We start from the raw sequence: 13363 nt of genomic DNA on the forward strand, positions 1-13363 counted from the left end.
AAAATACCATTTGGAAGCTGGTCTTGCTTATTGGCATACCACACCGACAGATGAAAACAGATGGCAACACATTTTACAGCTTTATAACCAACTTGTTCTTATTGAGTATTCGCCAATTACTGCACTAAACAGAACGTTTGCTTTTGCTAAAGTTTACGGAAACCAAACAGCCATTGTAGAAGCAGAAAAATTAAATTTATTTGATAGTAATTATTATCACGAATTGTTAGGTTATTTATATGCTGATACGAATATTATCAAAGCGATTGAGCATTACGAACAAGCCATCAAAATGACCAAATCCAAAACAGAAAAGCAAACATTAAAAAATGCTGTAAGTCGGCTTCAAAAGACATAGGCGTTCCGATTACATTCTGCGACCTTTATTTTTACTTTGTTTAGGGTGGGTTGGCTGTTGTTTTTCGGCAGTCTTTTGTTGGTTCTTTTCAGTTTTTAGATTACTTTTTATCAAACCAACAAGAAAGGTTTTCTCCCACGGTATTTGCTTCGCTTCAAACTGCAATTTCAAGCCCTGTTTTGCCATTCCGTGTGTCAATTCAAATCCATAATGTCTGTTCCATCCAATCCTGTCAAGCAATCTTTCAGAGGGAAAACTCACAGCGATTAAATCTTTGGGAAGCTCTTTGATATTCCGATAGTCAGGCTCCTGAAATTCGTGTGTCTTCGGATTGTATGGAATGGTATAGGTTCTTTTGTCTTCATCATAATAGTTTTCTATATCCGAGAACACAATGCCTTTAGAAAGAAAATCATCTTTAGGTCGTAGCATATCCATACGGATATCCACATAAAAAGTATGACCTGCAATATCTACCGTTGGCAGCATTCCTTTGTTTACACGCAAGTCGTAGGCTCTCTCATCAACTATAATTTTTTCCGGCTTTGTTTCTGCCTTTTTCTGCTGCACACTAACTACCCAATCAATATAGCCTTTTGCATCATCCACATTGTGCGGTACGGACTTTCTTTGCCCGGACAATTTGCTATCATCAAGTCCAATGATAAACCCGTGATTGGGGAACTCGTCTGAACGGTAAACAATGATGAGATTATTAATGTCTTTGCCAACAATATTGTTCTTGTGGCTTGCTATGGTATGTCCTTTATATTCCTCGAATATGTAATCAGGATCATCTTTATTAATCATACCTGTACTATTAAATTGATTAACCATTTATTTTTTTATCAGCTTGCTACACTTTTAAAAACATTGGGGAGCAGTCTTTCAGACAAACTCCCCAATGTCAAAATCACTCAAATCATTTTTCCGCAAGGTGGAAGAACTGTTGTCAGCTTCAGACGAAAGTGTGCTATCCAAAAGTTCAGCAATTTTTCGGGATGCACCCTCTATGGAATGTTCCAATAGGCTGAATAATTCGGTTCCCTGTAATTTTTGAACTATCGCAACCGCTGTTTCCTTCTGGGAGTGTTCCAAATTCTCTTTTTGGAGCAATGCCCCTACGGAGCTTAGTTCGTCATAGGTAACCCCTTGGGCAAGACTGTCATCGCCTCCGGATATTCCATACCTATTCCATTCTTCTTCCTCTTCCTCCAAATCAGGCATATTACTGAAAACTTCATCAAGCTCTTCCTGCGGAATTTGAATATTAACGTTTTCATTCTCGTCGTATTCAATGTCTAAATTATCAGGATTTATCTCTGATCCCTGTATTTGGCGTTCATTGGCAGTGTTTGGCATTAAATGGCTTCTTACAGGCTTAGGCTGCCCCATAATATCGGGAAGGTTCGGGTTGACTTTTTCCAGTGGAGGTTTTTTGTCTGAGCCTTTTCTGATAATGATCTTATCCTGCACAAGCAGGACGATAACAATCAGCAGGCATATAACAATTAAGATTTCCATAATTACAGAATGGGTTTAAAACGGTCGTTGAAATAATCTGTAATGTCTTCCCCGAACTCCTTAAAGTGGTGTTCAAGAATATTGTCAATGTATGAGTAGAGCGTTGTTTTCTCTTCCCTTGATAATTGTACAATCCTAAGCAATCTTTCGTGATATTCGGGGCGGATATAAACCACCTTGCCGTTACGACCCGAAGGAAAGTTATTGACCAAAAATTTACTGCTGTATGGTTCTGTATTCTTAGGTTCCGTATTCTTTTTAAATAAATTTTTCATATTCAAATGTTTTTAAAAATGGATTTATTACTCTTGTTATATTCTGTGATAATTTCCTCGGAAAACAGCTCAAAGTGATGCTTTAAGATATTGTGCAGATAAGCATACAGCGGTATTTCTCCTTTACCAACAACCTTTGACATCCGTATAAGTCTTTGATGGTATTCAGGGCATACGTAAATGAACTTATCGCCTCTTTTTTTCATAGCGTTCCTTTTAAGGAATTTAGAAGAATAGGTTTTTCCGATCTTCTTTGCTGTGGTTGTTTTATTGTTCTTTTCCATAATAATTATGATTAAATGGGTTTATACTTATCATTGTAACTCTTGGTAATCTGTTCACCAAATTCCTGAAAATGGTTATCCAACAAATTGTCCAGATAGGCGTAAATACTAATCTTGTCCTGACCGATCACCTGAATGATACGTGTCAGCTTTTCGTGAAATTCAGGGCGTATATATACCGTTTTTCCATCACGGGCATTCGTGTCCGACTTTTTTAGAAAGGTACTTTCATAATCGGTTTCAGCGTTTCGCTTTGTCCGGCTCTTTTCTCTGACCGTGACTTTGTTACGTTCAGCTTCTTGTTTTGCTTCCTCAATTACACTTTCCTTTTCGGGTTCTTTTGCTGGTTCAGGAGGTAATTTTATGCCATCCTTTTTGACACCATCCACCATAAGGCTCATCATAAGTTCTTCGTTTATATCGGGAGTGACCCTTTTCTTGTTTCCTTTTTCCATAGAGCTTAAAATTGTATGATTTTTAAAAATTCATTCATAAACAGGTCTAACTGGCAGGTTTTCATTAATCGTTCATCGGGAGGTAAAAGCGTAGAACGGAATATAACTTTGCTATTCACTTCGCTTTCTTTACGGAAGCGGGTACTGCTCTTGATTTGGCTATTCATCAGGCTAAATCCTAATTGGTGGATAAGCGTGTTGTATACCTCATACAATGGGGTACTTTCTCTGCCATCTACCTGGTTCCAGAACAGGTTAATGGTTTTAATGGAAGTTTCTCCTTGTTTCATTATCACGTCATTTAAAAGTTGTGTAAAAACAAGCGTGCTTTCCATTACCACACGGTCTGCGGTGATGGGGGTAAAAATGTGGTGCATTCCTGCCAATGCTTTCAGAATGCCGGGTGTGTTCACTGTTCCGGGCAGATCGAAGAATACCACATCAATCGGAACCGGAGAAGCGTTTAGATATTCCTGAGCTTTTTCCAATACACTATCAGCCCCGTGCTGTATAATCTCATACGCCTTTTTATTAATGGTCATAAATTGATTATACGCCTGTTTTTTCAGGGCTTCGTTTTCCATTACCATTTTCAGGTCACGTTCTTTCATTTTCATCAGGCTGTGCTGGGGAAAATCCGTATCAAATACGGCTACATTATAACCTAAGCGATAATGCAGGATACTTGCAGCAAGTGTGGTAAACGTACTTTTGCCGACACCGCCTTTTTGAGAAGAAAAAGCGATGAATACTGGTTTGTGTTTTGTACTCATATTTCTACTTATTTAATTATTTATTTACTCAATTACCTGTATGCGTAAGTGCTTATGTCCGCAGATAGCCACCTCTGTATTTAGGTGTGTTGCTCTACACCGATATACTTGTGCAGGTAATTATCTACCTATAGACCAAACTATCTATGTACTTGACCACACGCCTGCATCAGTAGGTAGATAAGTAGATTGCTACAAGCAGACCCGCTTACCTGAATACCTGCATTTGTGCATATCGAACAACATAACCAGGTATCTGAACAGGTACTTTTCTATGTACCTGCTTTCTTATTTACCTGTATCGGTAGTTAGGTACTTAAGTTGTTACCTGCATAACTATCTACACACTTACATCCTTTTGTTGGTACAAATAAAAAGAGATAAACAAAGGAGTTTATCAATGTGGCAGTGTTTGGCGTTCAAAGGCAGTGTTTGTCCGAATACGTTATAGCAATACTCTCTTAAAGAGGGCTTTACTTTGTAAAATGATTTTTATTAACGGATTTATGCAAAAGGCTTTTGACAAATCGAGGGGTAACAAGGACGGCATCGAGCCGTTTTTTCCTGTTACTTTCAATCCGTCCCGCAGGGCGGATTTTTGTGTTCACCGGAACACGGCAAGTTGTGTTTTGAGGCACTCGAAACCGAGTTTCGTGCCTCAAAACAACTTGCCCTTTGCAGGGGGCAGAAAAAACCTCCGAAGTCGGTTTTTCGTGTAAATAATAATTGGATTAGTAATGAATGAGAACAGTAACACCAAGCAGAATAAGGGCGGTCGTAAGCCCAAGCTAAACCCGAGCACCCACCGCCACGTTTTCCGTCTTACAGATGAGGAAAATGCCAAACTTTTATCGCTTTTTGAAGCATCAGGAATGCCCAATAAAGCAAAGTTTATCATTTCACAGTTATTCGGAAAGGAAATGAAGTCGGTTAAAATAGACAAAGGAACGGTTGATTTTTATATGCGGCTGACTTCGTTTCACAGCCAGTTCCGCTCCATAGGTGTGAACTATAACCAGATTGTGAAACTATTATACAAGCATTTTACCGAGAAAAAAGCGGCAGCTTTTCTCTACAAATTGGAAAAACAAACGGCTGAAATGGCGATGTTATGTCAAAAAATCATTCAGATAACCGAAGAGTTTGAAGCAAAACACCTGAAAAAACAGCGGTAGAAATGATAGCGAAAATCGGCAGAAGCGGAAATTTGTATGGGGTATTGGCATACAATCAGCTCAAAGTGGAGAATGAAAACGGACAGATTTTATTCGCTAACAAGATGATTGAAACTGCCAATGGTCATTATTCCGTTGCTCAATTAGCCCAATCATTTGCTCCATATTTGGTTGCCAACCGTAATACCGAAAAGCATACACTGCATATTTCGATTAATCCCGACCCGAAGGACAACGTAAGCGATGATAAATACAGGCAGATGGCAGAACAGTATATGCGTGAAATGGGCTATGGAGAACAACCGTTTGTAGTCTTCAAACATACCGATATTGACCGCAGCCATATCCACATCGTATCGGTTTGCGTGGACGAACAGGGCAAAAAGATTTCGGACAAATTTGAGAAAATGCGGTCTATGAATGTATGCCGTGAGTTGGAAAGGCAGTACAATTTGATACCCGCAACGGACAAAGAACGTAATCAAAACGATAAGGTTTTCCGTCCGGTGAACTATCGGGCGGGTGATATAAAAAGTCAAATCGCTTCGGTAGTCAGGCATATACCTAATTATTATAAGTTTCAGACTCTGGGTGAGTATAATGCCCTGCTATCCTTGTTCAATGTTACGACCGAAAAGGTAGAGGGTGAATTGCAGGGGCAGCTACGGAAGGGCTTATTGTACATACCCTTAAATGAGAAAGGTGAAAGGACAGGACACCCGTTCAAGGCTTCACTATTTGGTAAAGATACAGGGCTTCCGGCTTTGGAACTTCATTTTGCGAAATGCAAAGCAGATTTGAAAAACCATCCAAACCAAAAGACTTTACAGTCAGCCGTAACCATTGCCCTCCAATCCACAAGAGATGAGTTGAGCTTTAAAAAGCAATTAGCGGAACAGGGCATTAATGTTGTGGTTCGGAGTAATGATACAGGGCGTATTTATGGAGTGACATTTATAGACCACAATTCCAAAACTGTTTGGAATGGTTCACGTTTAAGCAAGGAACTTTCTGCGAATACCTTTAATGATTATTGGAACAATAATATCAAACCGGAAATAAAAGATCCAGTAGAATTACAACCGAAAATATCCGCAACAAACGATGCGGATATTCCGCAAGAGGAACCACATCATTTGTTCGACTTCCTGAAGACTGAAAAACACGAAGACGGTTTGATAGAAGCATTGGGCGGTTTGCTTCCAGAAGCACAGGGAGAAGATTACGAGGAACAGGATTTTGCCAATAAGATGAAGAAGAAAAGGAAGCGAAAAAGAGGTCTATAAGTTACATTGGCAATACACGCAGTTTATTATAAGGAAATTTTCAACCCCAAGGCATAGCTCCAGTGCAAAATCTTTGGGGCGTTTGGTGTTTTGAACTGATAAATTCCATAGACGTATAATAGAAAAAGTACAAATGCAGCCCAACTTAACCCGATGCTCCAAATACCTTGTCGTTCAGCCGGATTAAACAGACCGGCTACCAGTGATTTTACGATATATGCCGGAACAAAACAGCATATTAACACACAGATTGCCCACGGCAATATCCATAGCTTACGATTATTCGCCTTCAATCCGATGATAGTTCCTTTTAAGAAATAAATGATGCAGAAAATAAAGTAGGTAAATATTAAGGTGAACACCCAGATTTTAGGTTTGTCGGCTTCTGCTCCCAACAACTTTTGTGAAAGTAAAAATCCGGTATAAAGGAACACTCCGAATACAGCAAAAATTTTTAAGGCGATAATAAACACCTTACTGATCACAAACATTAGTCCTGTGGCAGATTGACTTTCCCCATTCTTTCGTGCTATATATTCTTCCTCACTTTCTCCCGGATAAGCATCAGGATTATTCCAATTCATATCATTTCTTTTTTTATGTCGATAATCCAAATGGATGAGATAATCCAAGATGATTTTCAAGAGTATAAATTTAATAAAAAATTGTTGCAAAACTGGACCTGATTAAACCCGCTTAACGCCAAATACCGCCACACAACGCCATTGAGTGCCACATTCTTATAGCCAATCTTTAGAGCTTTTAAATTCACGCCCGAACATTAAAACTGAATAATAATGCAGGGAGAAGACGATTTAAGAGGCTTAGCCAAAATAATGGCTTTTATGCGGGCAGTGAGTATCCTATTGGTACTGATGCACCTTTATTGGTTTTGCTACGGTTTCTTTTTGGAACGGGGCTGGACATTAGAAGTAATCAACAAAATTCTGGGGAATTTTCAGAGAACGGCAGGGCTGTTCTCATACTCCTTATATACCAAAGCCTTTGCTTTGGTTTTGTTGGCTTTAAGCTGTTTGGGAACAAAGGACGTAAAGAATGAAAAAATAACGTGGACCAAAATCTACGTGGCATTGGGCGTTGGCTTTGTGCTGTTCTTTTTGAACACACCTTTACTAAAGCTACCTCCGGCAATAGGAACATTTTTGTATATCCTCACAATCTCGTTAGGATATATCGCTTTGCAAATGGCAGGTGTGTGGATGAGCCGATTGCTCCGTACCAACCTGATGGACGACGTGTTTAACAACGAAAACGAGAGCTTTCAGCAGGAAACAAAGTTGATGCAAAATGAATATTCCGTCAATCTACCCACGAAGTTTTACTACAAAAACAAATGGAATGAAGGTTGGATAAACATCGTCAATCCATTTAGGGCAACCATTGTGTTGGGTACTCCCGGTTCTGGAAAATCGTATGCCATAGTAAACAACTACATCAAACAGCAGATAGAGAAAGGTTTCAGTATGTATATATACGATTTTAAGTTTGACGACCTTTCAACGATTGCTTACAATCACCTACTGAAGAACAGGGATAAGTATAAGGTACAGCCGAAATTCTATGTTATAAACTTTGACGACCCACGCAAGAGCCACCGTTGTAATCCACTTAATCCCGACTTTATGACGGACATATCCGATGCTTATGAAGCGGCTTATACGATAATGTTGAACCTTAACAGGTCGTGGATACAGAAGCAGGGGGATTTTTTCGTAGAAAGTCCGATTATCCTGTTAGCCGCCATTATTTGGTATCTGAAAATCTACGAAAACGGCAAGTATTGTACATTCCCACACGCTATTGAATTATTGAATAAAAAGTACTCGGATGTCTTCACTATATTAACGTCCTATCCTGATTTAGAAAATTATTTGTCACCCTTTATGGATGCGTGGCAAGGCGGAGCACAAGACCAATTACAGGGGCAGATTGCATCGGCTAAAATTCCATTATCAAGAATGATTAGCCCTCAGTTGTATTGGGTTATGACAGGCGATGATTTTTCATTGGACATCAACAACCCAAAAGAACCAAAGATATTATGTGTAGGTAACAATCCAGACCGCCAAAATATCTACTCCGCAGCTTTGGGTTTGTACAATTCCCGAATTGTAAAGCTCATCAATAAAAAAGGGCAATTGAAAAGCTCGGTAATCATCGATGAGCTGCCCACAATTTATTTTAGGGGGCTGGATAATCTCATCGCAACTGCGAGAAGTAATAAGGTGGCGGTTTGCTTGGGCTTTCAGGACTTTTCGCAATTAACGCGTGATTACGGCGATAAGGAAAGCAAGGTTATTCAGAACACTGTAGGCAATATTTTCAGTGGACAGGTTGTAGGCGAAACTGCCAAAAGCTTATCGGAACGTTTTGGAAAAGTGTTGCAGAAACGCCAAAGTATGACCATCAATCGTAATGATAAATCAACCTCCATATCCACACAATTAGACAGTCTTATCCCGGCTTCCAAAATTTCAACACTTACACAGGGTATGTTTGTTGGATCTGTATCGGATAACTTCGATGAACGCATTGATCAAAAGATTTTCCACGCTGAAATCGTAGTGGATAATGAGAAAGTAGCCGCAGAAACCAAAGCCTACCAAAATATTCCGGAAATTTTATCCTTTGTAAATGAGCAAGGCGAGAACAAAATGAAGCAAGAAATTGAAAGTAACTACCGCAATATAAAAACTGATATTCTGAACATCGTTGAAAGTGAATTGGAGCGGATTAAAAATGACCCCGATTTACAGCATTTGGTGCAAAAGGATTAACTAACAATATACATACTAAATGAAACTACAAAAGTGTAAGCCGAAGCTATAAAAACTTCGGCTTTTTGCTTTTGTATATTTCTAATGTCTAAAAACAATTTGTCTAATTATTTTGTTAGGTCATTCTAACTTATTATTTTTGCTAATCTAATTTATAGAAATTCAGACTATGGACTACGTGATAAAATTATTAGAAGAGAACCAAAGGTATCTTGAAAGACATATCAGAGATAGTAACCTTATGCAGAACAATATGAAGAAAGCTACCGAGGAATTGAGCCACGTCAGTCAATTAAAGCGGGCAATAAAAATTTTAAAACTAAAGAACAATAAGAGATGAGAATTACACAAGCATTACCGGAACTTCCGTACGACAAAAACGCACTTAACCCGATTATTACGGAGGAAACGTTTGATTACCATTACGGCAAGCACCACGCTACCTATGTCAATAACCTTTCAGGCTTGGTAAAGGACACCCCATTGGAAAGTGCATCCATTGAGGAAATTATCCAAAAAGGGTTTGCGGAAAACAACGCCCCGTTATTTAACAACGCTGCCCAGCACTGGAACCACAGTTTTTTCTGGCACTGCCTTTCTCCGAATGGCGGAAAAGCACCCGATGGGAAAATTGCAGAGTTTATAACTCGTGATTTTGGCAGTTTTGAAACGTTTAAAAACACATTTTCTGAAACAGCCGTGAAGCTATTCGGCTGCGGGTGGGCTTGGCTTGCTCAGAATGAACAGGGCATACTGGAAATAGTGCCGATGAAAGATGCACACACGCCACTGACCGAAAACAAAAAACCAATCCTTACGCTGGATGTTTGGGAGCACGCCTATTATATAGACTACCGAAATGCCCGTCCAAAGTTCGTAGAAGGATTTTGGGAAATCGTAAACTGGGATTTTGCCAATCAAAATTTAAAATAAATGAGTGATACCTGTATGAGCCACATAGAACGATATTGGCAAGCGTTAACCGTCGCCAACAATGAACTTTTTAATAAAGGAGATTTTGAAAAAGCACTATCCGGTTACAAAGATGCTCTGTACAGGGCAGAAGTACTGAATAATCATATTCCGGATTGCATCCGTTTGAAAATCCCGTTCATACAGGTGTACATCATTTCCTGCAATAACCTCGCAAACACCTATGAGGAATTGGGAAAGCTTGAAGAAGCTGAAAATATGCTCAAACGGACGGTCTATTACCTCTTGCATCTGGCAGGTAATAAAGAACTGAATATGGATGAGATACAATCGGAACTGAAAAGAGCCACCCTCAGTTACGTACGGTTTGCAGAAAAAACCAACTCCGGAAAAGTAAAGCAGGAGCAGCTATTCAGAACGCTTAAAGAACAATTAGTAGAAAACAATTTAATAAAAATAGATTAAAGATTATGTGCAATTCAGTAAAGAAATTAATGAACAATCAGCAGATGCAATTGGTACAGAAAGGGATACTATCCATTGGCGATAAGCTACCTGATTTTGTAAAGAAAGCCGTAGTGACCACCGATAACGGAATTGAAATTACGGATATTAACCAAGGGCACGCATCACAGCAGGGAAAATGGACCGTGCTGTTCTGGTGGCCAAAGGATTTTACATTCGTTTGTCCAACCGAGATCATCGAGTTCGACAACAGCAACGCAGCATTTGCAGAACGTAATGCAGTAGTAATAGGTGCATCCACCGACACCGAATTTGTCCATTTAGGATGGCGACAAAATCACCCTGGCTTGGCAAACCTTACCATTCCAATGCTGGCAGACACTTCCAAATCATTAGCTGAAGAAATGGGCATTTTGGACTGCAACGAAAAGGTAGCCTACCGTGCTACTTTCATTATAGATCCAAAAGGAATTATCCAATGGGTAAGTGCATATCCGATGAATGTAGGCAGAAATGTAAGCGAAGTAATCCGTGTATTGGATGCCTTGCAGACAGAAGAATTGACAGGTTGTGGTTGGACACCCGGACAACAAACGGTAACGGCAAAATTGAAAGAACAAAATGCAGGATAATTACTTATATATAAACTTTATACCCTACGCAAAAAAAGAAGATGTCCCCGACGAGGCTGATAACATTGTACTTATTGTAACCAAAGAGCAGGCAGACCGATTTGAATTTCAAAGCTCATTAGCACAAAATATAGACAAGGCATTCTCTGAAAACAAAACGACTGTCATTACCACACTTGGAGAACAACGAAACTTTATCGCCGTAGCACCAGACAGAGAAAAAGAAGCATTACGCTTGGCGGGAGCCTCTGTGTATGCTTCCCTAAATAAGCAACAAAGCCAGACAGCAAGGCTGCGGGGATTGGATGAGCTTACAGAAGACCAGCGATATGCTTTTCTGGAAGGAATGCTTTTGAGTAGCTACGATTTTGACAAATACAAAGCAAAGAAGAAAGTACAACCGATAGCGGTTTATATCCGCAGGCGTTCATTTCCCGAAGTCAAGATTGAAGAACTGAAAATGCTTGCAGAAGCCGTTTCGCTGACAAAAACCTTAGTGAACGAACCTGTCAACTATATGGATGCCCTGCGGTTTTCCGAGGTAGCCACCGATGTAGGAAAACAGTTCGGTTTTGAAACAGAAATCCTGCACAAAGAAAAGATACAGGAGCTGAAAATGGGTGGTTTGTTGGCAGTCAACAAAGGTTCGGAAACACCACCTACGTTCAATATTTTCCATTACAAGCCCGAAAATGCCTTTAATGAAAAGCCATTGGTATTGGTGGGCAAAGGCGTGATGTTCGATACAGGTGGTTATTCGCTAAAAATCAGTGGCTATATGCTTACAATGAAATGCGATATGGCAGGTGGAGCAGCCGTTTTAGGAACAGTGGCTGCTATTGCCGGAAACAAACTGCCTTATCACGTAATTGGTCTTGTGCCTGCCACAGACAATAAAATTTCAGCCAATGCTTTGGTGGTAGATGATGTGATTACGATGATGGACGGTACAACAGTTGAGGTGCAGAATACCGATGCCGAAGGGCGTTTGGTCTTGGCAGATGCTTTGACCTATGCCAAAAGATTTGAGCCGGAACTGGTCATTGATATGGCAACTTTAACAGGAGCTTCGGCTGCCATTACGGGTTCGTTCGGCATAGCCGTATTGGGAAACAATCAGGAGAAAATAGATGAACTAAGAGAAGTCGGCGAACAGGTTTACGAACGCCTACTACAATTGCCTCTTTGGAAAGAATACAAAGACTTATTAAAATCTTCGATTGCCGATATGAGCAATCTTGGCGGTCCGATTGGCGGAGTAAGTACATCATCTATTTTCCTTGAACATTTTACGGATTATCCGTGGGTACATCTGGACATTGCAGGAGCAGCATTTGTCAAAGAAGCTAAAGGTTACAGACAAAGCGGGGCTACTGCTGTACCTGTACGTCTGTTGTATGAATTTGTCAGAAGAATGAGCAGGAATGATTGAACCATTATTACAAGATAACAAAGACCGTTTTGTAATCTTTCCCATTCAGCACGATGACATCTGGCAGTTTTACAAAAAAGCTGAAGCCAGCTTTTGGACTGCCGAAGAGGTGGATTTGTCGCCGGATATGAATGATTGGCAAAACAAGCTGAACAAAGACGAACGCTATTTTATATCGCACGTGCTCGCATTTTTTGCAGCAAGTGACGGTATTGTGAATGAAAACCTTGCGGTCAATTTCATACAGGAAGTACAATATCCAGAAGCACGCTGCTTTTACGGCTTCCAGATTATGATAGAGAACATCCATTCAGAGATGTACTCATTATTGATTGACACCTATGTAAAAGACCCAAAGGAAAAAGATTACCTGTTACACGCTATTGAAACTATACCCTGCGTAGGAAAAAAGGCAGATTGGGCTTTACGATGGATTGAGAGCGAAAACTTTGCCGAGCGATTGATCGCTTTTGCTGCGGTGGAGGGCATTTTCTTTTCAGGTAGCTTCTGCTCCATTTTCTGGCTGAAAAAGCGGGGATTGATGCCGGGGTTGACCTTTTCCAATGAGCTTATCAGCCGTGACGAAGGATTGCATTGTGATTTTGCCTGTCTGCTCTATACCAATCATATGCAAAACAAATTGCCGGAAGCAACCGTAAGGGAAATCATCGTAGATGCGGTAGCCATTGAGAAAGAGTTTGTGACCGATGCCTTGCCCGTTCGATTGATCGGTATGAACGCAGAGCTGATGTGCCAGTACATCGAATTTGTAGCGGACAGATTGCTTGTTGCATTGGGCTGTAAAAAAGTTTGGAATGCGACCAATCCGTTCGACTTTATGGAACTCATTTCCTTGCAGGGCAAAACCAACTTCTTTGAACGCCGTGTGGGTGAATATCAGAAGACAGGCGTAGCACAGGGAGCAAAAGAAAATAACAGCTTTTCACTGGATGAGGATTTTTAACAGTATATA

General features: G+C 40.1%; 15 protein-coding genes and 1 pseudogene. 9 read left to right on the forward strand and 7 right to left on the reverse strand.

What is annotated here, in order from left to right:
• Nucleotides 1-358 (forward strand): annotated as a pseudogene (locus tag FM107_RS13410) (RNA polymerase subunit sigma); the annotation flags it as partial.
• Between the two features lie 9 nt (nt 359-367).
• On the opposite strand, the gene FM107_RS13415 reads toward FM107_RS13410, so the two are convergent.
• From FM107_RS13415 to FM107_RS13440, 6 genes are all read right to left on the reverse strand, one after another.
• Nucleotides 368-1168: a hypothetical protein gene (locus tag FM107_RS13415; protein ID WP_143559493.1), complete on the reverse strand. Its 801-nt coding sequence runs from the start codon at nt 1166-1168 to the stop codon at nt 368-370.
• 78 nt (nt 1169-1246) lie between these two features.
• On the reverse strand, nt 1247-1882 hold the full coding sequence (locus FM107_RS13420; protein ID WP_086949014.1) for a conjugal transfer protein TraD: 636 nt from the start codon (nt 1880-1882) through the stop codon (nt 1247-1249).
• A gap of 2 nt (nt 1883-1884) precedes the next feature.
• Entirely contained in the window at nt 1885-2157 is a 273-nt protein-coding gene (locus FM107_RS13425) for a DUF3408 domain-containing protein (protein WP_078677418.1), read from the reverse strand.
• 2 nt (nt 2158-2159) lie between these two features.
• Entirely contained in the window at nt 2160-2441 is a 282-nt protein-coding gene (locus tag FM107_RS13430) for a DUF3408 domain-containing protein (RefSeq protein ID WP_086949015.1), read from the reverse strand.
• 11 nt (nt 2442-2452) lie between these two features.
• Nucleotides 2453-2896, reverse strand: coding sequence for a DUF3408 domain-containing protein (locus tag FM107_RS13435; RefSeq protein WP_086949016.1), 444 nt, complete (start codon nt 2894-2896; stop codon nt 2453-2455).
• 5 nt (nt 2897-2901) lie between these two features.
• Entirely contained in the window at nt 2902-3669 is a 768-nt protein-coding gene (locus tag FM107_RS13440; RefSeq protein ID WP_078677421.1) for a ParA family protein, read from the reverse strand.
• 737 nt (nt 3670-4406) lie between these two features.
• Here FM107_RS13440 and mobA point away from each other — a divergent pair.
• Together mobA and mobB are read left to right on the forward strand one after the other, a co-directional pair.
• Nucleotides 4407-4844 carry a conjugal transfer protein MobA gene (gene mobA / locus FM107_RS13450; protein WP_086949018.1) on the forward strand — a complete coding sequence of 146 codons (438 nt, stop codon included), beginning with the start codon at nt 4407-4409 and terminating at the stop codon, nt 4842-4844.
• A 2-nt stretch (nt 4845-4846) separates the two neighbouring features.
• On the forward strand, nt 4847-6130 hold the full coding sequence (mobB, locus tag FM107_RS13455; RefSeq protein WP_086949019.1) for a conjugal transfer protein MobB: 1284 nt from the start codon (nt 4847-4849) through the stop codon (nt 6128-6130).
• A gap of 26 nt (nt 6131-6156) precedes the next feature.
• Here mobB and FM107_RS13460 read toward each other — a convergent pair whose 3' ends face one another.
• Nucleotides 6157-6714 carry a hypothetical protein gene (locus FM107_RS13460; protein WP_086949020.1) on the reverse strand — a complete coding sequence of 186 codons (558 nt, stop codon included), beginning with the start codon at nt 6712-6714 and terminating at the stop codon, nt 6157-6159.
• A gap of 210 nt (nt 6715-6924) precedes the next feature.
• Here FM107_RS13460 and mobC point away from each other — a divergent pair, with 210 nt between their 5' ends.
• The 6 genes from mobC to FM107_RS13490 all read left to right on the forward strand — a co-directional run bounded on the left by mobC (nt 6925) and on the right by FM107_RS13490 (nt 13354).
• Nucleotides 6925-8928, forward strand: coding sequence for a conjugal transfer protein MobC (gene mobC, locus FM107_RS13465; RefSeq protein ID WP_218778993.1), 2004 nt, complete (start codon nt 6925-6927; stop codon nt 8926-8928).
• Nucleotides 8929-9264: 336 nt separating this feature from the next.
• Nucleotides 9265-9861, forward strand: a complete 597-nt coding sequence (locus FM107_RS13470) for a superoxide dismutase (protein WP_034727182.1) — start codon at nt 9265-9267, stop codon at nt 9859-9861.
• Nucleotides 9862-10326: a tetratricopeptide repeat protein gene (locus FM107_RS13475; RefSeq protein ID WP_034727180.1), complete on the forward strand. Its 465-nt coding sequence runs from the start codon at nt 9862-9864 to the stop codon at nt 10324-10326.
• A 5-nt stretch (nt 10327-10331) separates the two neighbouring features.
• Complete coding sequence (locus tag FM107_RS13480; RefSeq protein ID WP_051891231.1) at nt 10332-10958, forward strand: peroxiredoxin; 627 nt, start codon at nt 10332-10334, stop codon at nt 10956-10958.
• The gene (locus tag FM107_RS13485) at nt 10948-12390 is read left to right on the forward strand and encodes a M17 family metallopeptidase (protein WP_143559494.1); all 1443 of its coding nucleotides are present in this window, start codon (nt 10948-10950) and stop codon (nt 12388-12390) included. The genes FM107_RS13480 and FM107_RS13485 overlap by 11 nt, the downstream gene beginning before the upstream one ends.
• Nucleotides 12383-13354 carry a ribonucleoside-diphosphate reductase small subunit gene (locus tag FM107_RS13490; RefSeq protein ID WP_034727177.1) on the forward strand — a complete coding sequence of 324 codons (972 nt, stop codon included), beginning with the start codon at nt 12383-12385 and terminating at the stop codon, nt 13352-13354. The genes FM107_RS13485 and FM107_RS13490 overlap by 8 nt, the downstream gene beginning before the upstream one ends.
• The last annotated feature ends 9 nt before the right edge of the window (nt 13355-13363 follow it).

Origin of the sequence: Sphingobacterium sp. JB170 (assembly GCF_900163865.1) — a bacterium.
In the GTDB taxonomy this organism is placed as follows: Bacteria; Bacteroidota; Bacteroidia; order Sphingobacteriales; family Sphingobacteriaceae; genus Sphingobacterium.